General features: G+C 54.9%; 15 protein-coding genes and 1 pseudogene. 2 read left to right on the top strand and 14 right to left on the bottom strand.

Going from position 1 to position 21449, the window contains the following annotated elements; translation table 11 throughout:
* The 7 genes from EDM54_RS04950 to EDM54_RS04920 form a co-directional block, all read right to left on the bottom strand.
* Positions 1-1056: an N-acetylglucosamine kinase gene (locus EDM54_RS04950; RefSeq protein WP_122957877.1), complete on the bottom strand. Its 1056-nt coding sequence runs from the start codon at positions 1054-1056 to the stop codon at positions 1-3.
* A complete protein-coding gene (argH, locus tag EDM54_RS04945; RefSeq protein WP_003388917.1) occupies positions 1056-2564 on the bottom strand; it encodes an argininosuccinate lyase in 1509 nt (502 codons plus the stop codon). Before argH ends, EDM54_RS04950 begins: the two co-directional genes overlap by 1 nt.
* 177 nt (positions 2565-2741) lie before the next feature.
* Positions 2742-5291 (bottom strand): NEW3 domain-containing protein, encoded by a 2550-nt coding sequence (locus EDM54_RS04940; protein WP_122957876.1) that lies wholly within the window; start codon positions 5289-5291, stop codon positions 2742-2744.
* A gap of 185 nt (positions 5292-5476) precedes the next feature.
* On the bottom strand, positions 5477-7204 hold the full coding sequence (locus EDM54_RS04935) for an ABC transporter permease (protein ID WP_003388914.1): 1728 nt from the start codon (positions 7202-7204) through the stop codon (positions 5477-5479).
* A gap of 12 nt (positions 7205-7216) precedes the next feature.
* Complete coding sequence (locus EDM54_RS04930; protein WP_003388912.1) at positions 7217-8293, bottom strand: ABC transporter ATP-binding protein; 1077 nt, start codon at positions 8291-8293, stop codon at positions 7217-7219.
* Positions 8294-8416: 123 nt separating this feature from the next.
* Entirely contained in the window at positions 8417-9508 is a 1092-nt protein-coding gene (locus EDM54_RS04925; RefSeq protein ID WP_171506452.1) for an extracellular solute-binding protein, read from the bottom strand.
* A gap of 56 nt (positions 9509-9564) precedes the next feature.
* Positions 9565-10743 (bottom strand): ROK family protein, encoded by a 1179-nt coding sequence (locus EDM54_RS04920; RefSeq protein WP_003388910.1) that lies wholly within the window; start codon positions 10741-10743, stop codon positions 9565-9567.
* Between the two features lie 305 nt (positions 10744-11048).
* On the opposite strand from EDM54_RS04920, the gene EDM54_RS04915 reads away from it, so the two are divergent.
* Entirely contained in the window at positions 11049-11864 is an 816-nt protein-coding gene (locus tag EDM54_RS04915) for an alpha/beta fold hydrolase (RefSeq protein WP_039070495.1), read from the top strand.
* A gap of 161 nt (positions 11865-12025) precedes the next feature.
* Here EDM54_RS04915 and EDM54_RS04910 read toward each other — a convergent pair whose 3' ends face one another.
* The 7 genes from EDM54_RS04910 to EDM54_RS04880 all read right to left on the bottom strand — a co-directional run bounded on the left by EDM54_RS04910 (position 12026) and on the right by EDM54_RS04880 (position 20084).
* On the bottom strand, positions 12026-12910 hold the full coding sequence (locus EDM54_RS04910) for a LysR family transcriptional regulator (RefSeq protein WP_003388908.1): 885 nt from the start codon (positions 12908-12910) through the stop codon (positions 12026-12028).
* An 85-nt stretch (positions 12911-12995) separates the two neighbouring features.
* A complete protein-coding gene (locus EDM54_RS04905; RefSeq protein WP_003388907.1) occupies positions 12996-14108 on the bottom strand; it encodes a mandelate racemase/muconate lactonizing enzyme family protein in 1113 nt (370 codons plus the stop codon).
* Between the two features lies 1 nt (position 14109).
* Positions 14110-15075, bottom strand: coding sequence for a threonine ammonia-lyase (locus EDM54_RS04900; protein WP_003388906.1), 966 nt, complete (start codon positions 15073-15075; stop codon positions 14110-14112).
* A gap of 78 nt (positions 15076-15153) precedes the next feature.
* Positions 15154-16311, bottom strand: a complete 1158-nt coding sequence (locus EDM54_RS04895; RefSeq protein ID WP_122957875.1) for a M20 metallopeptidase family protein — start codon at positions 16309-16311, stop codon at positions 15154-15156.
* A gap of 77 nt (positions 16312-16388) precedes the next feature.
* Positions 16389-17801 carry a YfcC family protein gene (locus EDM54_RS04890; protein ID WP_122957874.1) on the bottom strand — a complete coding sequence of 471 codons (1413 nt, stop codon included), beginning with the start codon at positions 17799-17801 and terminating at the stop codon, positions 16389-16391.
* Between the two features lie 83 nt (positions 17802-17884).
* Positions 17885-19006, bottom strand: coding sequence for an aminotransferase (locus EDM54_RS04885; RefSeq protein ID WP_122957873.1), 1122 nt, complete (start codon positions 19004-19006; stop codon positions 17885-17887).
* A 22-nt stretch (positions 19007-19028) separates the two neighbouring features.
* Positions 19029-20084, bottom strand: a complete 1056-nt coding sequence (locus EDM54_RS04880) for an ornithine cyclodeaminase family protein (RefSeq protein WP_122957872.1) — start codon at positions 20082-20084, stop codon at positions 19029-19031.
* Between the two features lie 1093 nt (positions 20085-21177).
* Between EDM54_RS04880 and EDM54_RS04870 the strand changes: the two are divergent.
* A pseudogene (locus EDM54_RS04870) lies at positions 21178-21449 on the top strand (transposase); the annotation flags it as partial.

Below are 21449 nucleotides of genomic sequence, written 5' to 3'. Positions count from 1 at the left end.
TCAATGTCTCTCGGTTCTCCCTTTGAGATATGCCAATCCTTTGGCGATTACACCGTAAATAGGTTCGTTTTGAGCCTTGTCGATCACAACCTGGGGAGCCGCCGAGCGGATTCGCTGCATGACGATCGAACGGACCCGCTCATCGTTTTGCAAGACGCCTCCCTGAAGGATCATTTTGAACGGCTCTCTGCCCATGCCCAGCCGCTCCATCACTGCTTTGGCCGCAAGAAACAGCTCTTCTCCCGCCCTCTCCAAAATGCCGAGGGCAACAGAGTCTCCACGGTCGGCTGCCTGGCTGACGAGAAGAGAGAGCTCCCCGAGCTTGTCGACGGAGTATTCCGAACCGTATGTCCAGTTAAACAGCTCTTCTACGTGAGCAAGACCGATATGCGGCAGCAGCAGGTCTGTCAGTACAGTCTGGCTTCCGCGTCCATCCGCTGCCCTCAGCACAGCCGTAACGGCCTGTTTGCCGATCCAGTAGCCGCTCCCTTCGTCTCCGACCCGATGGCCCCAACCGCCTGATCGGGCCGTTTCGCCAGCCTTGTTGACACCGAAGGCGATCGAACCGGTACCAGCAATGACGAGAATTCCCGGCTCCCCGTTTGTGGCCCCCAAAAGGGCGGCGAAGCCGTCGTTTTCCACCAGCAAATGGCGCACATGTACTTGCAGCTTTTGCAAGACGGCAACCACCATTTCCGTAATCACGCGCCGGTCGTATTCGGTATCCAGTCCGGCCAGTCCAAACACCGCGCATTCAATTTCCAGCGTTTCCTTCCCAAGCGCAGGGCTGTTCTCCCGAGTCTGGCGATCGCTGGAGCGGCGAGTCGATGGAGGTTCGTCTGCGCTCGCTGTCTCCTGCCGGACTCCGGCTTCCTGCAGCGCTGCCCGTATCGCCGCCTCCAGCTCCCGGGCTGCCAGCTCTTTGCCAATCCCCTGGTAGTTGCAGGAGCCCGCACGACCCGTAGCCACGATCTGTTGCGAGTCGTCAACCAATACGGCCAGACACTTTGTTCCCCCGCCGTCTACGGCCAAGAGGGGAATGCGTGTCACGGTCATCATGCTTCACTCCATTCGGACGTGATCTGATCAAGATAGCTCATAGCTTGCCGAACTGTTTCCTTCTCCGCTGCAAGCCAGGCCGAGTCGGTTTGGCCTTCTTGCTTGCGATGGGTGATCATGCGTCTCATTTCATCTGGGCTGGGACCCCCGGGTAGCTTGCGGATCGCCACAAAATGAACGGGATCAAGCGCCTGCCTGAGCTCTTGCTCGGTCAGACTCATGTTTCTTCCGATAACGGCCTGTGCCGCCTCCTGAACGAGATCGAGCCCGATCTCATCGGCCCGAAGTCCGCGTGCCATCGCTTCTTTTACCACTCTGCTGACGATGTGGTGGGAGGTGCGGAAAGACAGGCGGTCCGTCCGAACAAGGGTATCAGCCAGCTCCGTTACCGTGGCAAAGCTGCCCTTGGCCCGCTCCAGCAAGCCCTGTTTGTTGACGTCCATCGTCCCTACCACGCAGGCCATCAGCCGGTACATCTGATCGAGGACAGACAGGCTGCGCCATGCGTACGGCTGCATGTCGTCCTCCGTATCGACGATGTCGCCGAACGGAGTGTTGTGCATCATCGTCAAAACGGTACTGGCGTTGCCAGCCGCCGACGACAGCAGGGACCGCATGTGTTCGAAAGAGACGGGATTTCGCTTCTGCGGCATGATCGAACTGATCTGTACATAGGGGCTTGCCACTTTCAATACGGCAAACTCCTGTGTACACCACTGCAGCATATCCTGAACGGTACGTCCCAGGTTGATCGATGCCAGCTGCACAGCCGTAGCGACTTCACCCAAATAGTCGGCGCCTCCGATCGCATCGTATGCATTCTCTACCAGCTCGTCAAAGGCCAGCAGCTTCATCACCCGCTCCCGGCTGATCGGGAAACCGGACGTCGTCAGTGCTGCCGCCCCCATCGGGCTGCGGTTGCAGGTCCGATACGCGCTGATCAGCCTGCGGATATCCCGCGTCAGCGAATCGACCACGGCCATGATATAGTGGGCCATGGTCGTCGGCTGAGCCTGCTGTGTATGCGTATACCCGATCATGACCGTTTCCGCGTGTTCATCTGCAAACCGGAGCAATTGCTCTTTCAGGGCGATAGCTGACGATAGTGTCACCAGCAATTTCTCGCGCAGTACCATGCGATAAATGGTGACACCCATGTCATTGCGGCTGCGGGCCAGATGCAGATTGCCCGCGACGTCACCCGCCAGCTCCAGAAGCTTGCTCTCCACCTGAAAGAACAAATCCTCAAATTGTCCCGTGTACGAGGAGCGACGCAGCTCTTCCAGATCGATGCCGCGCAGCGAACGGGCGATCTGTTTGGCCTCTCCATCCGTGATCAGCTCCTGCTCGCGAAGCATGATGAGATGGGCCTTGTTGATCGCCATCATCGGCGTCAAAAGATGGGTTTTGGCTTCCGTAAAGGCTGGCTCCAATACTGCTTCGACATACGTCTTTCCAGGGAAGTGGTCCCCCTCCTGCTGAAAGATCCGTTCTTTGGTATCCATCGGTGTTTCTCCTTCCGGCCATTTCTTTATTTTTTAGAGGATATACGTTCTTCGGTTAAAGCTTCCCCAAGGCTGGAAACAGGGAGGACAGCCGGCAAACGGCAGCCTCCCGCTTCTCTCGCCTTTCTTGTCTGCGTCGGGTATCCCGCATTTTCTTTGCGATCGCTTGCTGTATATTTATTGCTTCAGACTGGCCATGTTGACAAACAGCCGGATCGCCCCCGGCACCAGCGCAGGTATTTCACGGTACCAGACGAGCGAGCTGTACGTATACGTCCCTTTTCCGTATGTGGCGGTGAGGAACGTACCGGTAAACTCCTTCTCGCCCGGATCGCCATTTTTGATCAGCTCCACATATTCCTTCGCCCATTTGGACGGATTGTAGGCGGAACGGTCCTGAATCCAATGATTCCAGTCTTCGTCCGTGATTTTGTTGGGCGTGTTGAAGATCGGATGCTCAGGCGCCAGCATCGTCACTTTGGAATTCTCGTCCGTCACGCGCCATTGGATCAGCGGCGTCCCGATGGTGATCGGATACGGCGTCAGCTCCGGCTTCCATTTGTCTTCCGGCTTGTGGTACTGCACCACCAGGTTGCCTCCGTCCTCCACGTATTTGAGCAGGCGGGCATTGCTCGGAATCAGCTCCGGCCGGAATCCGTAGGCGCGGATGCCCAGCACGATCGAATCGTACTGACTCAGATCGCCCGATTCGATGTCTTTGGCGCTGAGCGAAACGACGTCCACCCCGACTTGGCGCAAGTATTGGTCGATGTTGTCAAAGCCGCTGGAGACGTACCCGACCTTCAAGCCCTCCGGCACGTTCAGATCAAAGGCCTGGATCGCAACCTCTGCCGGTTGGACAAAGTATGTGGTGCCGATATGCAGATAGCGGATCACCTGGGCGCCTTGGCGGCTTTCCTTTCCGTTTCCGCGGGCGACAGCCGTTACCTTGTATTGGCCCGGCTTTACCGAAGATCCCGGCTTCACCGTAAACGCTGCCGATTTGGTCTCACCTTTGGCCGCGAAGGAAACAGGCACGGACTTCGGTTCAGCAGACCAGCCATCCGGCAGCTCCAGCGAAATGGCGGAATTGGCTGCTCCCGGATTGTAGTTTTTGACTGTCACCTTGACCGAGATCGGCTCTTCCGGCTTGAGCGTATTCAGCACGGTCGCGCCCGGGCTGACCGACAGGGCAAAGCCGGGCAGCACGGCCACCGCGTCAGCAGGAACGACGTGAGTGACAGAAGCCGTTTCAAAGGCAGTGACCGCAACATCCGCCGTGATCAAAGGCTCTTGATACGGCTGGAACAAAGACGCGTTGCTTGGCACCGTCACCTCGAATTCGGCTTTTGCCGTCTGGTTATATCCGAGACCGTTTACGCTGGTCGGACCTGTTGCCCGCGCCTTCCATCCTTCCGGGACATGCAAGCTCAGCTTCACCTGACTCCATTTCACCTGGCCGCCATTATAAGCCGTTACGGTTACTTTGGCCGTCTGTCCCGCGACCAGCTCGCCCGTCTCCGGGCGCACCTTGGCTACGAGCGACAACGCTTCCGCACTCGCTTTGCTGAGCTGGTTTTCTTTTACCTCCAGCCGATGCAGCACATCCTGCTTCACTGCACGCTCCAGACCGGATGCCTCCACAACCGCCTTTGTTTTCCTGACGTCGGCCAGCATCGCGTGGACTTCTTCTGCCACCCTGGCGAAGCTCGGATAGGCGGCGATCACCCGGTCGGCATCCTTTTGCAGCGCGGACAGCTCCGCTGCCAGCTTGCCACCGCCTGCGGCTTTCTTCACTTCCTCGGCAAGATCGTCAAATGTATAGGCAATGCCTTCAAAGAAATCGGGTTCTTTTTCCTTTGCTGTGTTCCCTGTATTCTCCGGGACGACCGACTTTTCCAGCTTGTAGTAATTGTAGCTCGGGCCTTCATCATAGTGCCGCCCCATCCCCTGGCTCTTGTGCATAAACCGGGATTCCTCGCCCAGTTGCAGATACGAGGCTCCGTAAATCTCGTCATACTCGCCTACAGGCACTCTGACGTCATAGTCCTTTGCCGACGCCGGGACGTACAGCTTTTTGACCTGCCACGGCGAAAGCCCCTGGGCCAGATGCTCGGGAAACACGCTCGGGTCGGCTGCGTCCTCAAACGCTCTGACCGTGATGACATTGATGGCGCGATGATGTCCGTGCGTAGAAGGCTCGTTCAGGAAAGCGGGAATGACTACGTCAGGTCTCAGCTCCCGGATTTTCCGGATCAGCCGTTCATAGACCTCCTCTTCTCCCCATTTGGAAAGGGTCTCGTCCGGGCTTTTGGAGAAGCCGAAATCGTAGACGGGATCATCAATCTGTTCGCTGAGGATGCCCAGCGTCACATTGGTGACCTTGGACGCCTCCTGCAGCTCCCTCGTGCGGATGATGCCGAGCGCATTGCCCAGCTCGCTGCCGATCTCGTTCTGTCCGCCTTCGCCGCGATTGGCGATGATGCTGGACGTGTCCACTCCCTTGCCCAGCGACAGGTACGCCAGCATTGCGCTGTGCTCGTCGTCGGGATGCGCGCCTGTGTTCATGGCGCTGGCAATCGTGGTCAGCGGCTTGATCGCTTTCCACAGGTCGACGACACCGCGGTCGGCATGAGCGGTCTGGGGCGCCAGCGGCAGGACGAGACTGCCGGCCAGCGCGACGGCTGTAGTGACGGAAAACAGCTTGGCAAAAGTCCCCTTTTTCAATGAACCCTCCTCCATTTCCTCTGTAAGATGATCTATCTGCAGGAAATTCCTGCATTATCAATCATGGCCTTCATGCAGGGGAGTTCATGCTGTCGCCACGGATTGACCCATAGAAGCAAAACGGAAATGCACGAGTAATCAAAGCGCCAACAGTTGACGGCGGACTTGCTAGGCATCTTGCCTGTTTAAACCGCCGTTCCCGCCTTGTCGCCGGTCAGTTTTCTGGAGACGAACAGCACGATGATGATCACGACGATTTGCAAGACGCCGTATGCACATGCCGTACCGAATTCAAAGGAGTACATCTTTTGGAAAATCGCCACGGAAAGAGGCGTAGTCCGCGGGGTAAAGATCAGAATAGATGCCACGAACTCGCCGATACACTGGACAAACGCGAGCAAGGTCCCGGCCAGTATCCCGCCGAACGCCATCGGAAAGACAACCCGCCGGAAGCTGTACCACCACGTAGCCCCCAGGTTTCGCGCCGCCTCTTCGACAGACGGGTCCATCTGCATCAGCGTAGCCGACGTCGAACGGAACACGAGCGGCAGATGGCGGACAAAGTAGGCAAGCGGGATAATCCAGAAGGTGCCGATCAACACCTGGTTGAAGCTGAACACGGTCGGCTCGCTGAAGGCTGCGATCAGGTTGACCGCCACGACCGTCCCAGGCAGTGCCCAGGGCAGCATAATCAGGACGTCCAGCAATGTCTTTCCGCGAAAACGCAGCCTTACCATCGCATAGGCTGCCGCCACCCCGAACAGGACGATCCCGATTGTGGCAATCGCGCTCAGCTCCAAGCTGTTCATGATCGGACGCCAGGTTTTCTTGTCGGTAAACAAGTCGAGATAATGATCCACCGTATACTTTGGCGGCAATATCTGGACCGTCCACGTGCCGTCCACGGAGAAGGAAATCAAAACGAGCACCAAAATGGGCAGCATCAGGATGACGATGCCGATAAAAGCCAGCACGATCGAGATATAGCGGCCTGTCTTGCTTTTGATTTCCGTTCTGTGCACGCTGACGCCCTTGCTCTGGTTTTGATAATTCCGCGCTCCCTGATACCAGCGCATCAACAGGAGGAAGGCTACCGACACGATCGACAAAATCGTCGATTGCGCCGCCGCCATGTCCAGGTCTCCATTCGTTCGGGAGAGATAAATTTGCATCGTCATCGTCCGGTCGATTCCGAAGATGAGCGGGGCCGTGTAGGACGCCATCGAAATCATGAACACCAGCAGGGACGAGGCGACCAGCGCAGGGGTGAGCATCGGCAAAATGACTCTCCGCCAAACGGTAAAACGCCCTGCCCCAAGGCTTGCGGCTGCTTCCTCCAGAGACGGGTCAAGCCCCTTGATCGCCGCCGACGCGGTCATGAAGAAATACGTGTACATCGTAAAGGTGTGAACGACGACAACACCCCAGATCCCTTTCAAGGAAAACGGCACTTGGGCCAGGCCGAACAATTCCTTGAACGCCCGTGGGAAAATGCCGCTCTCACCGTACAAAAACGTAAACGAGAGCACCCCGATCAGCGGCGGCAGGGCCATCGGCACCAAGGCAAGCACCGACAGGATTTTTCGCCCCGGAAATTCGTAGCGCTCCAGCAAAAAAGCCATCGTCACTCCGACAATTCCGCAACTGATGACGCTCAGGACGGATATATAAATGCTGGTCCACAACGCCTCCAGATTGGCCGTATGCTCCAGACTGAAGAAGCGGACGTAGTTTTTCCACGTCGTCTCGCCATCGATGTGGACGCTGGCGACAAACGTTTCCCAGAGCGGGTAAATGACATACGCCAGCAAGATCAAAAACAGCGGCGAAACCAGTACATACACAAATGCCGGCGAAGAGGTAAACGACATTCGCCTTGCGGGTGCCGATCCTGGCTGCAGTTCTGCTCTCATCGCTTTTCCTCCTTATCCGGCAAAATAGATGCTGTTCTTTGGAATGTGCAGGGAAATGGCCTCCCCGGGCTGTTTGACAGCGCTTCCTTCATTGATAAACATGCTCCTCAACTGGTGGGGTCCGACGCTGGTCACGTAGTTGACGCATGCACCGGTAAACTCGGCAAGCGCCACGGTTCCTCTCACCACGTTCTCACCGTCCGCTCCCGCACTTTCCCGAACCGCTTCGGGACGAATCGAAAGCGCTACCTTTTCTCCGACCGCCAAACGAACCTGCGGGGATGCCTGCTGCAAGGAGCCGCACAGGGAGATGTCGGGCGTCACCTGCACATAGACGTTTTGGCCCTCAATTCCTGTCACTGTCGCTTCCCACAGATTGGTTTCGCCGATAAAGGACGCGACGAAGCGGTTCACCGGCCGGTGGTAGATCTCGTGCGGCGTGCCGATTTGCTGCACCACTCCGCTGTTCATGACCATGATGCGGTCTGACATCGACATCGCCTCCGCCTGGTCGTGCGTCACGTAAATGGTGGTGATGCCCAGCTCCATTTGCAGGCGCTTGATTTCATAACGGGTCTCTTCCCGCAGCTTCGCGTCCAGGTTGGACAGCGGTTCGTCGAGCAGCAGGATTTGCGGCTCGATGACGAGGGCACGGGCGAGAGCGACACGCTGCTGCTGTCCGCCGGACAATTGGTCGATCCGGCGTTCTCCGTACCCATCGAGACGGACCAGCTTCATGATCCTCTCCACGCGTTCTTTGATGTCGGCTTTCGCCATTTTTCGAACCTGCAAGCCAAAGGCAATATTTTCAAACACCGTCATATGCGGAAACAGGGCGTAGTTTTGGAAAACCATCCCGGTATTGCGCTTGTTGGGCGGCAGCATCGTCACATCCTGGCTGCCGAACGAGATGCGCCCTTCCGTCGGGTAGTAAAAGCCGGCGATCATTCTGAGGGTAGTCGTCTTCCCGCAGCCGCTGGGGCCCAAAAACGTGAAGAATTCTCCTGATTCGATATGAATGTGGACATCTTCTACCCCTTTGGCCTTTCCAAATCGCTTGTGTACGTGATCCAGTGTTACGCTGCTCATCAGGTGTCCTCCCTAAAAAAAATGGGCCCGGTCCGGAAGTGATCGCATAAAGACCACCTCTATGCAAGAGCCAGACGGAGCGACTTGTGTGCCTCCCCGTCTGGTCGCTGTCCGTGAAACCGGTTACTTCTTTCCTTTTCCTTTGATATTTTCGTCCCAATGCTGCATCCATTCTTTTTCTTTTTCCGCCATGACCTTCCAATCCAGCTCCAGCGGCTTCAGCTCGAGGTTTTTCATGAAGTCAGGCAGATCGTCCTTGTTGATGTCCGTGCGGGACGGGAACTGGAAGCGCTCCTTGGCAAGCTGGGCGGCAATTTCCGGACTGAACAGGAATTCGTAAAACTTCTTGGCCGCGTCCGCGTTTTTCGCGCCTTTGATCAAGCCGACGCCGTCTACGAGGATCGGTGCCCCGCTCTTTGGATAGACGAAGTCGTATGGATGGTTGTTCTGTTTGCTCTGAATCAGTACGTCTTGCAGATTCCACAGAGAGATGACGCCTTCCTGGCGGTCCAGCTTGAGGTAGAGGTTGGTCGGGTCCTGGGTGTATTCCTTGGTGTTGGCGTCAAGCTTTTTAAGCCACTCGTAGCCTTTTTCCGGGGTGTCTGGTCCTTGTCGGTAGATCATGGCAGAGTAGATGGTCCTCATCGTTCCCGATGGCAGAACGTTGCGGATTACGATTTTATCCTTGTACTTGGGATCAATCAGCTCATCCCAGTCTTGCGGAACTTCCTCCGGCTTGAGCGCCTCGGAGTTGTACATGATGACCTCCGGCAGCAGCATTTCTCCATACCAGCGATCCTGCGGGTCCTTGTACAAATCCGGAATCTTGTCGGCAAACGTCGGCTTGTAAGGCTCCAGCAAGCCCTCATCCGCCGCCGTGCTCAGAGCGGACTGCGTGCCGCCCCACCAGAAATCGGCCTGCGGATTGGCTTTTTCGGCGCGTACGCGTTCCAGAATCTGCTGCGCTCCCATCTCCAGCGTCTCCACTTCGATATTCGGATACTTTTCATTGAACTTGGGCAGGACGATTTCGAAGATGTTCTTGTCGCGTGCGGTGTAAATGATCAGCTTCTGGTCGCCTTCCGGTTCGGCAGGCTTCGCTTCGCCAGACGGCTGCCCGCCAGTATTGTTGCTGTCTGCCGGCTTCGCCTCCTGTCCGCCGCCGGAGCACGCCGCAACCGTCAGGGCCAGCGAGCTGGCAAACACGCCTCGCATCCATTTTTTCAGTGTGCTGTTGGACTGTTTCAAAACAAACTCCCCCTTTTTTTCTGTTACCTGTCCAGCAGTCTCGTGGACGGGAACGCCTCTAAAACGCTGTGGACGGCACCGATCAAGCCCGCCTGTTCGCCAAGAGCAGCCTTCTCCAGACGAGGCGCTACGGGCACCCACTCACTTAGCCAATCGGAAATCCGCTTCACCCCTTTATCATCGATATGGACCATCTCCCCGCTCAGGATCAACAGCTCCGGGTTCAGGATGCTGACAATATTGGCTATTCCGTATGCCCAGTTGAGGTACACTTCGTCCAGAAGTCGGACGGCTTCCTCGTGTCCTTTCTCGGCGTACCGAATCAGCTCTTTTATGACACTCGACCCTTCCTGAAGGTCAGAGAGAAATCCCTTGGCCTTGCATGCGATGCCGGGAGCGGAATAATGCGTCTCGAAAACACCCGACGCTCCGTCCTTTCTGGAATTGGCGGGACCGATCATCATGAAGCCGATCTCCCCTGCCGCTTCCCGGCTCCCACGGTAAAACTGTCCGTCCAGGATGATGCCGGAGCCGATCCCGGTGCCTACATACATGTAGACGACCGTGCTGTGGCCGACCCCGACGCCGCGGACGTACTCACCCAGGGTCATCATGTTTACGTCGTTGTCGATGATAACAGGCAGCCCGAGGCGCTCCTCGATGGTCTTCTGGATTGGCGAGCCCATCCAGCCTGTGCTGGGCGAAAAGCTGACCGTACCGCTCCCGCGCTGGGTAACGCCGGGCAGGCCGACACCGATCCCGAGCAGCCGGTCAGCGGGAAGACTGCTTTCCTCCAGCAGCCGCTCCAGCCCTTGGGCCAAATCCTCGATCACCAGCTCCCCGTTTCCAGGCTGTGACAGCCGCTTCTGATAACGCCCCAAAAACCGTCCTTTCAGATCAGCTACTGCCATATCCAGCGTGGAGCCTTCGAACACAGCCCCGGCAATCGCGTATGCCTGATAGTTGTACTCGAGCAAAATCGGCTTGCGGCCGCCGCGCGAGTCTCCCATGCCTACCTCGTGCAGGAGGCCTTCCTGAATCATTTCATCGACGAGGGCCGACACACACGGACGGCTGAGCTGCGTCTCCTTGGAAAGGTCGGCGCGGGAAATTTGTCCATGCAAAATGACCTGCTGCAATATCTCTTCCTTGTTCCACTTTTTGACAAGCTTGCTGCTGCCTGTTCTTTTTGAAGAACGCACGCTTTGCCATTCACCACCAAAGAGTTAGTTAATTTAACTAACAAAGTTATCCAAATTATACCTGTCATAGGCTGAATAGTCAAACTCTTTAGATGTATATGACGGTAGGGACAAAAACAGCTCCATGGATCGCAGGGAAGAGCTCTTACGTTATCGCACATTTCTCGTTATCAAGCAGAGTCAAGCGATATGCCAAATAGCTGTACACAAATTTTTAAATCATGACAAAAGTTGTCACTATTATCCGTTACAGTTGACTTGCCATCAAATTTCGTTCAATTCGGATGGGAAAGGGAGGAAAGGAAATGCTTCACGCAAAAGACAATCGATTGCCAACAAGAAAGTACTTTCAATCGGGAAAGATGAAGCTCTCATACCTTGATTTCGGGGGTGAGGGTGAAGAAATTTTACTGATGCTGCACGGACATATGAACGATGCCAGAACCTACTCAGACTTCGCCTCCAAAATCGAGGGTTGGCGGGTGATCGGTTTGGACCAACGCGGACATGGCTGGAGTGAGCACTCTCCCGATCTGGATTACTCCAGAGAAAGCTACCTGAATGATATTTTTAGCCTTATTGACACGGAGCTTGGCGGACAGCCTGTCACCATACTGGGGCATTCTTTAGGCGGAGTAAACGGCTATCAATTTGCTGCACGTTATCCTGAACTCGTCAGAGCCGTTATTGTGGAAGACATCGGTGTCGAGATCAATGCCGACATGTCCTTTGCCGAAAAGCTCCCCAGCCGTTCCGCGTCACTGGAGGAACTGAGAGCATCATTGGAGCGCGCAGGGGTTAGAGCCATTGATTACTTTTCGGAAAGCGTGTTTGAGGATGAACAGGGCTGGGGATTTCGCTCCGACTTAAGAGGGATGAATATTTCTACACAAAACATAAATGGTGTCTGGTGGGAAGACTGGCTGTCCTCTACTTGCCCCATTTTGCTTATTCACGGAAAAAAAAGCTTTGTCATGGATATTCATCAGGCCAAGCTTATGGTTTCCCGCAGGCCCAATACAAAGCTTGAAGTTTTTGAAGAATGCGGTCACGGTGTCCACTCTGATGACCCGAATGGCTTCTATCGGGCAGTGCGGGATTTTCTCGATGGACTACGGTAAAACAGGCTAGCTGTCAGTGCTTAGCTTAGCTTAACTTAGCTTAGCTTAACTTAGCTTACCTTACCTGACCTGATCTTACCTTGCCCCGCCCCAAAACCCACTCCCAAAGACGCTGAAAAGAGCATCTCTGGATGAGATGCTCTTTTACGTTATACGAAGCCCTACTGATTTTCCCGAACGCTTTGCCACACATCGGTCACCAGCTCGGCGAAGGTCTCAATCGCCGCCTCGTCCTTTCGCCGCTTCAGGCAAATAATCGACGTCTCGGCACGCCGGGAAAAACGGTGCAGCTCCTCTACCGCTCCGGAACGCAGCTCCGCCTGGATGAGCGCGGTACTGAGAAAGGCGACCCCTGTGTGATTGAGCACCGACCGCTTGATCGTCTCTTCGCTCGTGCACTTGATGACGGATTGGGGAGAGTAGTTGATCTCCGCCAGGCACTGGCTGATAAACCCGTCGAGGTTGCAGCCCTCCTGGTAGGACAGGAACGGATACTGCTCCAGCACCTCGGAGAAGCTGCGCCCGGCAATCATTTCCGGCGTAGCGACCAGCGCGAACTCCTCCAGATCCACCACACTTGCATAAATATCCGAAAGATCGCATGTTCCCGCGATGATGCCGATGTCGGCTTCATGGTTGTTCACCCTGCGCAGCGCCTCCTGGCTGCTGCAGGAAATGACCTGCAGATTCACCTGCGGATGCATTTCCAGATATGACTTCAGCATGTGCGGCATGTACTGGGTGCAGTAAAATTCAGGAGCGGCGACAACCAGATTGCCAAAGGGGTTGTTCAGGTGGTTCAGCTCTTCTTCCATCAGCTGCATGACGGAAAACAACTGCTCCGTATACTGCCTGACCACCTTGCCTGCCGGGGTGAGGAATGTTTTCTTTCCCACCCGGTTCAACAGCGAATGGCCCAGCTCCCTCTCCAGCGCCTTGATTTGCAGGGTAATGGTCGGCTGGCTGTAGCCCAGATGCTCGGCTGCCTTGGTCAAATTCAAATGTTCGGCGACGACCTGAAAGGTCCTTAAATTACGAAGCTCCATCGTCTACACTCGCTTTGTCCGAATTGGAAGGCGTCAAACGCTCATTCCTTATTCCCCAAAGTGTACCCGATGGAGCCCATTTATGCTATGCCAATTTCACGTGAATGCGCATCAAAGACGCAACAGTCTCTTCGTTTACTGCTATTCCCAGCCCCGGTGATTCGCCAAGCCGGATGCGGTCGCCGGTAACGGGGAAATCCGCCACGTCTTTGGCAAACATCCGGGGGCCGACCATCTCGTTGGACCAGATATTCTTCTTTGCCAGCGAGAGATGCGCTCCCGCCGCGGTGGCGACGGCCGACTCCACCATCGAACCGATCTGCACGCGGATTCCCGCCATTTCCGCCTGGTGGTTCAATCGCACTGCCGGGTACAAACCGCCGCATTTCATCAGCTTGATGTTGATCCAGTCTGCGGCATTTTTCTGGGTGATCTGCCGCATCTCCTTGTCTCCCAAAAGTCCTTCGTCAACCATCACGGGGATCGCCGTCTTTCGGCGAATATCGGCCATGCCGTCCAGGTCGTCGGCGTGAACCGGCTGCTCGATCCAGTCGATGCCCAACGCCTCCATATGCTTCAGCGCCTGCAAGGTCTCGGCGGCGTACCCCCAGCCCTGGTTGACGTCGACCCGGAGCCTGATATCGGGCCCGACTGCTTGGCGTACGGCCTGCACCCGGGCAACATCTGAGGCGACGTCCGTCCCGACCTTCAGCTTCAAGGTTCCGTACCCTTCGGCGACAGCCGCTTGGGCCTCTTGGGCCATGACCTCCGGCGGCTGAATGCTCATGACATAAGGAATGACCAGCTCGTCGTGAGAAGGGCCGCCCAGCAAACGGTAGAGCGGCTGGCCCGCCAGCTTGCCCATCAGGTCGTGGCAGGCGATGTCAATCGCTGCCTTGGCCGCCGGGACTCCCTTTGCCTTCTGGTTCATCCTGTCGTGAATCCGCTCGATGGAAAACGGGTTTTCTCCAAGCACAGCCGGACCCAGATGATGCTTGATGACCTCGATTGTGCTCCAGTAGGTCTCCCCTGTCACATGCTCGTCCGGAGTAGCCTCGCCGTATCCGACGACTCCCTCGTCTGTCTCCAGCCGGACCAGGATCGTCGGCATCTCGCGGAACGTATCGTAGGCGATGATAAACGGGCGGATCAACGGCAGCGCAATCGCGTAAATGTCGATGGACCGAATCCGCGTCATCCTATTCGTACCTCGCGATCAGCTTTGCCAGCTTGCCTGCGTCCACATTGCTGCCGCTGACGATCGTCAGCACTTTTTTGCCCGCGATGCCCGAAACGGCCCCTTGCAGCAGGGCTGCGACGCCGACTGCGCCCGAGCCTTCGACCATCAGGTGATGCTCTTTTGCCAGCCAGTGCATGGCCTGTGCGACGTGCTCTTCTTCGACGAGGAGTATGTCGTCCACGATCTTCAGCGCCAGATCCAGGTTGCCCTGGGTAATGCCGCCGTGCAGGCCGTCAGCAAGCGAGTCGCTGTACTCCACATCGACCAGGCGTCCTTCCCGGAACGAATAGTACCACGGCGGCGACGCATGGGTCTGGATTCCGATCACCTTCACCGCGGGATTGATCGCCTTGGCTGCGGTCGCGATCCCGCAGATCAGGCCTCCGCCGCCAGCCGGAACGATGATCGTATCGAAATCGGGCTCCTCCAGCAGCGCTTCTAGTCCGACCGTCCCTTGACCGGCGATGATTTGGTCGTCTTCAAATGCGTGCACGAAGGTTCTGCCCGTTTCCTCCGCTAGCTGGTATGCATGCGCCTCTGCTTCATCGTAGTTGTCTCCGTGAACGATCAGTTCCGCTCCGTACTTCTTGATTCCGGCCTTTTTCGTCTCCGGAGCCGTCTTTGGCACGACGATCAGGGCGGATACGCCTTTCAGGGACGCGGCATAGGCTACGCCCTGCGCATGGTTTCCCGCAGAAGCGGTGATAACGCCTTTGGCCAGCTCTGCTTCGCTCAGGGAAGCGATTTTGTTCAGCGCTCCCCTGACTTTGAACGAGCCTGTTTTTTGCAAGCATTCCAGCTTGAGCCACACGTCCGCGCCTGCTGCCCCGGACAGAGCGTCCGAACGCAGCAGCGGCGTCTTCGTCACTTGGCCCTGCAAATCCTTGTGCGCTTTGACAATATCGAAAAATGAAACGGATAGCATCCTGTAAAAACCTCCTTAGGCAAACTCCTTGTGCAAACGGCCGGGCGAGCCTATTAGGTCACCTTTGTCGGCAAGTCCTTATGCAAACTGCTTGACGAGTTGAATGAACAGATTGATCGCTGTCGGCATCACGTCTTCGTCGATATCGAAGCGAGGGTGATGATGCGGATAGGCGCTCTTTTCGCCGTTCATGCCGACAAACACAAAGGCGCCCGGCTTTTTGAGCAAGTAGTGGGAGAAGTCTTCGCCGCCCATGACCGGATCGACGTGAACAAGCAGCTCGCTTCCGAGCTTTTCTGTCACGACCTGCTCCACGAACTGGCTCATCTCTTTGTCATTGACCACCGGCGGCGTGCCCCAGTCGACCTCCAGCGTCCCCTTTGCTCCGAAAGCGGCGCAGATTCCCTCGACGGTCCGCTTCATTTCTTCCGCCAGAGCCCGGCGGGTCGCTTCCGAATGCGAACGGAACGTGCCGGACATGACCGCCTGGTTGGGAATGATGTTGTACGTCGTCCCCGCTTCGATTTTACCCACAGAGATGACCGCCGGCTCGATGGCGTTCATCCGGCGTCCGACAATTCCCTGCAAAGCGCCGATCACATGGCTGGCGATGTAGATCGGATCGATGGTCTCATGCGGCATCGAGCCGTGCCCGCCCTTTCCTTCGATGACGATGCGGTAATCGTCCGCCGACGCCATCATCGCGCCGTAGGTGATGCCGATCTTTCCTTTCTCCAGCGGCTGCCAGAGGTGCAGGCCAAAGACCGCATCCGCCTGGTCGACCGCTCCCTGGGCCACCAGTTTTTCCGCCCCGCTCGGCAGCATTTCCTCCGAGGACTGGAACAAAAACAGCACGTTCGGCTTCACTTCCTGCCGGTTTTCCGACAGCCATTTGGCGGCGGCGAGCAGCACGGCCGTATGTCCGTCATGGCCGCAGACATGGGCGATGCCCTCGCGCTTGGAAATATAGCCATCCTTCTCGCCTTCCTCCAGGACTGGCAGCGCGTCGATGTCAGCCCTCAGCGCAATCGTCTTTTTCCCTTCGGTTCCTTTCAAAAAGCCGACGACGCTCGGTGCGGGAAAGTCGAGAATTTCGATGTCCAGCTCCTGCAGACATTTTTTGATGTATTCGCCAGTCTCGAATTCCACCCCGGACAGCTCCGGATGTTGGTGCAGGTAGCGGCGGTGGCCGACAGCCCATTGGGCGAGTTCTGGCGTGCACAAGTCTCTAGTCATGCAATCACGCTCCTAGCAAAAATGATGCAGGCAGGAAGCTCGCTGGTCCGCGAAACATCCCCCTGTTCCAATATTTCTTAAAACGGCCCGTAGCCGATCAGCTGGGCCACGACTACTGCAGCGATGGCAACGCCGTACTGAAGGAGGATCAACGGCAGAATCCACTTCATCCAGCGCATCCACGGAATTCCGGCAATTGCCAGGCCCGCCATGAAGTACCCGGATGTAGGGATGAAAATATTCGAAATCCCGTCCCCAAACTGGTACGCGAGCACTGCGGTTTGTCTCGTCACGCCCACCAGATCGGCGAGCGGTGTCATGATCGGCATCGTCAAGGCGGCCATTCCGCTGCCGGACGGCACGATAAAGCTGATGATTGTTTGCAGCACAAGCATGCCAAACGCGGTCAGCGTCGCCGGAATCTCATTGATCAACGCTGCTGCATAGTAGAGGATCGTATCCAGAATGTGGCCCTCGTTTAGCACGACCACGACCGCGCGGGCAACGCCGATCACAAGCGCCCCTGCAATTACGCCGGAGGCTCCTTTCATGAATGATTCTACGATCGTGTTGGACGAGAGTTTCCCGATCAACCCAATGACAATTCCCAAAAGTAGGAACAGTCCGGCAATTTCCGTAATATACCAGCCGTATTTGATTACGCCGAAGGCCAGAACGACAAAATTGACCACAAAACAGCCGAGAATCCATTTGTGTCTCGTCGTGAGAACAATATCGCCGCGCAGCAGCTCCGAGGCGTCTTTCCCCTCAAAATTGCCGAAGAACCCGTGTGAACGGTCCTTTTTCACCTTCATCGCATAGCGGTAGACAAATCCGACCGAGACGATGTACATTACGGCAAAGACGGCAATGCGGTACGCTGCCCCGGAAAACGTCGGAAGCTCGGCAATGCCTTGCGCTACCCCGACCGTAAACGGGTTCATGATCGCCGACGTAAAGCCGACGGAGGCGCCCACCAGGACGATCGCCGCCCCGGTGATCGCGTCAAATCCCAAAGCGACTGCCAGCGGTATCATAATGGCTATGTACGGAATCGTTTCTTCCGCCATCCCCATCAATGATCCCCCCATGGCAAAGAAGAACATCATGATCGGAATCAGCCATTTTTCCTGGTTTTGCAGCTTTCGTGAGAGCGTGACGATCAGAGCCTCAATCGCCCCGGTTGCTGTCAAAATACCGAAGGTTCCGCCGATAATCAAAACAAAAAAGATAATGCCCGCCGCTTCCTCCATGCCGGTATGGACGCTATTGACGAGTCCAAGCGGCTTTACCGGAGATGATTCGATAAATTGGAATGATTGCGGATCGACGACGCTTCTGCCGTTTACGTCCACGCGTCCGTATTCGCCCGCCGGGATCAGATAGGTCAAGACGACCGCGATCGCCAGCACGGCAAAGAGCAAGACGAAGACGTTTATTTCTTTCACCTTGGAAAGCGAAGGCTTGGTGTTCATTTCTGGTTGCGCCATAAGCAGTTTCCCCTCCCTAAACTTTTTTTAATAATAACATTTTTATATTTATGCAATCAATTGTATTTTTATAGGGCCAGCACTTAGCGGCGGGCCCTTAGATATTCTGATACTTTTGCCAGACCGTCGCGCAGCACGTCTGTGGCGCACGCGTAGCCGATCCGCACATAGCCTTCCATGTCAAAGCAGCTTCCCGGCGTCAAGAAGGCCCCGGTCGTTTTGAACAGGTTGATGCAAAACTCCTCGGACGGGATGTCCAGCTCGTATTTCAGCATTGCTGTCGTCCCGGCCTGCGGCTTCACATACGAGATAAGCGGTTCATTTTGCACCCAGTCGTCCAGAATTTGCAGATTGGTGCGGACGATTCCGAGGTTGCGGTCCATGATCTTGTCGTAGTTTTTCAATGCATGCACGGCGAGGACGTCGTCGATCATGCCGCAGCTGATCGTATTGTAATCGCGGTGCTTGACACATTCCTTGATCACGTCAAGCGGTCCCGCAATCCAACCGAGACGCAGGCCGGCAAGCGAAAACACCTTGGACAGGCTGCCTGTGCTGATTCCTTTCTCGTACAGGTCCGCAATGGACGGAACGACGACCTCGGGGTCCTGATGCAGTCCGCGATACACCTCGTCGCAGAGCAGATAGGCATCCACACTGCGGGCGATTTCCACGATTTCGCGCAGCATCTCTTCGCCCATGAGCGCGCCGGACGGGTTGTTCGGATTGTTGATGCAGATCAGCTTCGTTTTCGGGCTGACCATGCTTCTCAGTTCACCCAGATCGGGATAAAATCCGTTTTCCGGACGCAGCCCGAGGAGCTTCACCTGTGCCCCGAACGATTCCGGCACCGAGTACAGCTGCTGATAGGTCGGATGTACGGTGATGACCTCGTCCCCCGGTTCCACGAGTGAGTAAAGCAGCAGGAAGTTGGCCCCGATGGCGCCGTTCATCGAAATGACATTTTCTGGCTTCATCGTTTTGTACAAACCCGCAACCAGCGAGCGAAACTCCGGCGATCCTTCGATATGACCGTACGTCAGCTTCATTTTTGCCAGTTCGCCAAAAAAGCGCTCCGGCTCATCCGACAGGCGGATCAATTCTTCCACGGTCAGAGAATCCACGCATGTCTCGGCGATGTTGTAGACCGCATCCATTTCATATTCATTCATCCACTCTTCGACTTTAAACGGTTTTACCTGCATCTTTTGTTTACTCCTCCCTTTTTTAGAGTTCGACTACCGTACCGGCACCCGTCTTTTCCGCCACCTCAAGCACAAGATTGGCGGTCAGCAAATCCTGCAGGGCGATGCCGGTGCTGTCAAAGATCGTAATCTCTTCAGGCGACGTCCGTCCGGCTGTCCGGCCCAGGATCACTTCGCCGATTTCCGCGACGATAGCATCCTTCGCAACGACGCCTTTCTTTACGGGAATCTCCATTTCTCCAACGTTCACCGATTGCGTGACGTCATCTACAAAAACGCGGGCTGCGGCAAACAAATGCTCATCGATCTCCTGCTTGCCTTCCATATCCGCTCCGACACAGGTGATATGCGTTCCCGGCTTTACCCATTCTTTCTGAATCAACGGCTGACGGGCGGAGGTAGCGGTGATGATGATGTCCGCTTCTCTTGTCGTCTGCTCGATGTTCTCTACGGGAACAAATTCGATCTGGCAGCGCTTCGTGTACTCGCCTAAGAGATCATCCTGTCCTTTAAACTGGGAGACGACCATATTGAGCAGCCTGGATTGGATATTTTCGCAAAACGCAGCGGCTCGTTCGTAAGAGCGGGCGTTGTATACAGATACTTTTTTTACATGCTTCATGGCAATCAACGTGGCCAGAATTTGAAAAGGGGCTTGATGGCCGCTGCCGACGATCAGCAGATGCTCAGACTCAGGTCTCGCCAAGTATTTTGCGCCAATCCCCCCGGCTGCACCCGTGCGCATGCATGTGATATGCTCGCCGCTGAGGATTCCCCGTGGAGCGCCTGTACGGCTGTCCAGCACCATGACCATTCCGATCAGCTGAGGCAGATTCTTCTCCGTGTTTTCTCCAAACCAGGAGACCAGCTTCAATCCGAAAATGTTGGCGCCTGTCAGATGGCCGGACTTGATGTCCATATCCGCTTTGCCCGGCTCGAATTCGTAGAAAACCATGGGGAACAGGGTAGCCTCCTTTTGGGCTTTCAGCGTATAGGCTTGTTCCACCGTCTCGATGACGCGGGCCATGTCCAAAATTTGTTCAGTCGTTTTCTGGTTGATGACGCGAAATGGCAACAACGCGCAGCACTCCTTTCCTCTCTCGATGTTCTTTGCTTTACAGTATCATAGTTGAAATTTATGAAAAAATGAGAAATCGCAATGGTAACCATTGCGAAAATTTAAGGGTTTGGGAAGTGGATGGCTCAATTAAGTAGGGAGTAATTGCTGCAAAAGAAGAAATCACAGATCCTGTGGATACTTGGCGGCAATTCTAGCCGTACAGAGAGGATGCTTGGTGAAATATGGATATGGGGGACAAAGTGGACTGGGGGTATATCGAACTGTGGCAAATGCTCTCCGACTCTCTGTTCCGCGATCAAACTCGTCTATTCCTTTTCTTTCTTCATGGATACGAAGGCAGATATAAAGAAGCAGATTCCTCCCACTAATAAAAGGGTTGGTAAAGCGATAGATAAAGACATAGATAATCTTAGAAGCAAACTTATTAAAGAAGAAATAATCATAAGAATAGAGGCAATAAAACTTATCATATATCTTTTCTTCACAGTTTTCTCTCCTTTGTAATCCTAATTAGTTAGTCCTAAAGTTTATAATAGAATCTCCCAAAAATACCACTACAATCCATTTACAACTACTACGATTCGCTGTTTGGTCCGCCCTTTTGAATAAAAAACCAATGGCTCTAATGATTTTTGTTGCTACACTTCAGGTATTGTCTCATGATGGGATATAATAAAGAAGAAAATTCTAGTTACCTCTTAATTTTCAGAAAGATATGTAGTCAGTCTTTAACTTACTCCTTAATCCAGAATCAATGCGGTTTGTTGAAATCCAAACTCCTCGAACCGAAGGCGTTCCTAGTTAAGTTCAATCATTGCTCCCATCTCCGACCATCTCGATCAAACTTCCTCTTGTTGTGCTGGAATCTGGCAGTCTTGTGAACGTTTATAGGCGGTATCATTGGGGGAGCGTAAGACCGGTATACTGGCGTTCGTAAAATAATATGATACGGAATTGGAAGGCCTAATTGGGGTTGATGTACAGTAGATCAAATTTTCTGCACATTGGCTTCACGAGAGTCTGTAAAATATTTTGTGTAAACTCTCAACCTCTAAACTACAATTAGGAGTAGAAAGGTTGGGAGATTTTTATGATGTCAAAAGAGCAGATCAAGCAGTGGATCAAAGAGAAAAACATGAAGTCAGTGGACGACGTACAGTCAGCGTTAAAGGATCTATTCGCAGACACAATCCAAGAAATGCTGGAACGAATGTAACCAATAAGATTGTACCGATGATCAAAGAGTGGCAAAATCGCCCCTTGCAAGCGGTTTATGCTGTTGTTTTCCTTGACGCCATTCACTTTAAGGTAAAACAGGACGGAGCTATCGTCAATAAAGCCGCCTATATGGTAATTGGTATT

Origin of the sequence: Brevibacillus borstelensis (assembly GCF_003710865.1) — a bacterium.
Taxonomy (GTDB): domain Bacteria; phylum Bacillota; class Bacilli; order Brevibacillales; family Brevibacillaceae; genus Brevibacillus; species Brevibacillus borstelensis.
Note: the sequence above shows the minus strand (reverse complement) of the source record. Positions and strands in the feature narration are given on the sequence as shown.

Excerpts from the sequence above, each read along its gene's own strand:
- argH (WP_003388917.1), bottom strand. The coding sequence starts at position 2,564 with ATGGATACCAAAGAACGGATCTTTCAGCAGGAGGGGGACCACTTCCCT.
- EDM54_RS04900 (WP_003388906.1), bottom strand. The coding sequence starts at position 15,075 with ATGCTATCCGTTTCATTTTTCGATATTGTCAAAGCGCACAAGGATTTG.
- EDM54_RS04935 (WP_003388914.1), bottom strand. The coding sequence starts at position 7,204 with ATGAGAGCAGAACTGCAGCCAGGATCGGCACCCGCAAGGCGAATGTCG.
- EDM54_RS04905 (WP_003388907.1), bottom strand. The coding sequence starts at position 14,108 with ATGACGCGGATTCGGTCCATCGACATTTACGCGATTGCGCTGCCGTTG.
- EDM54_RS04925 (WP_171506452.1), bottom strand. The coding sequence starts at position 9,508 with ATGCGAGGCGTGTTTGCCAGCTCGCTGGCCCTGACGGTTGCGGCGTGC.
- EDM54_RS04885 (WP_122957873.1), bottom strand. The coding sequence starts at position 19,006 with ATGCAGGTAAAACCGTTTAAAGTCGAAGAGTGGATGAATGAATATGAA.
- EDM54_RS04915 (WP_039070495.1), top strand. The coding sequence starts at position 11,049 with ATGCTTCACGCAAAAGACAATCGATTGCCAACAAGAAAGTACTTTCAA.
- EDM54_RS04910 (WP_003388908.1), bottom strand. The coding sequence starts at position 12,910 with ATGGAGCTTCGTAATTTAAGGACCTTTCAGGTCGTCGCCGAACATTTG.
- EDM54_RS04890 (WP_122957874.1), bottom strand. The coding sequence starts at position 17,801 with ATGGCGCAACCAGAAATGAACACCAAGCCTTCGCTTTCCAAGGTGAAA.
- EDM54_RS04950 (WP_122957877.1), bottom strand. The coding sequence starts at position 1,056 with ATGACCGTGACACGCATTCCCCTCTTGGCCGTAGACGGCGGGGGAACA.
- EDM54_RS04895 (WP_122957875.1), bottom strand. The coding sequence starts at position 16,311 with ATGACTAGAGACTTGTGCACGCCAGAACTCGCCCAATGGGCTGTCGGC.
- EDM54_RS04930 (WP_003388912.1), bottom strand. The coding sequence starts at position 8,293 with ATGAGCAGCGTAACACTGGATCACGTACACAAGCGATTTGGAAAGGCC.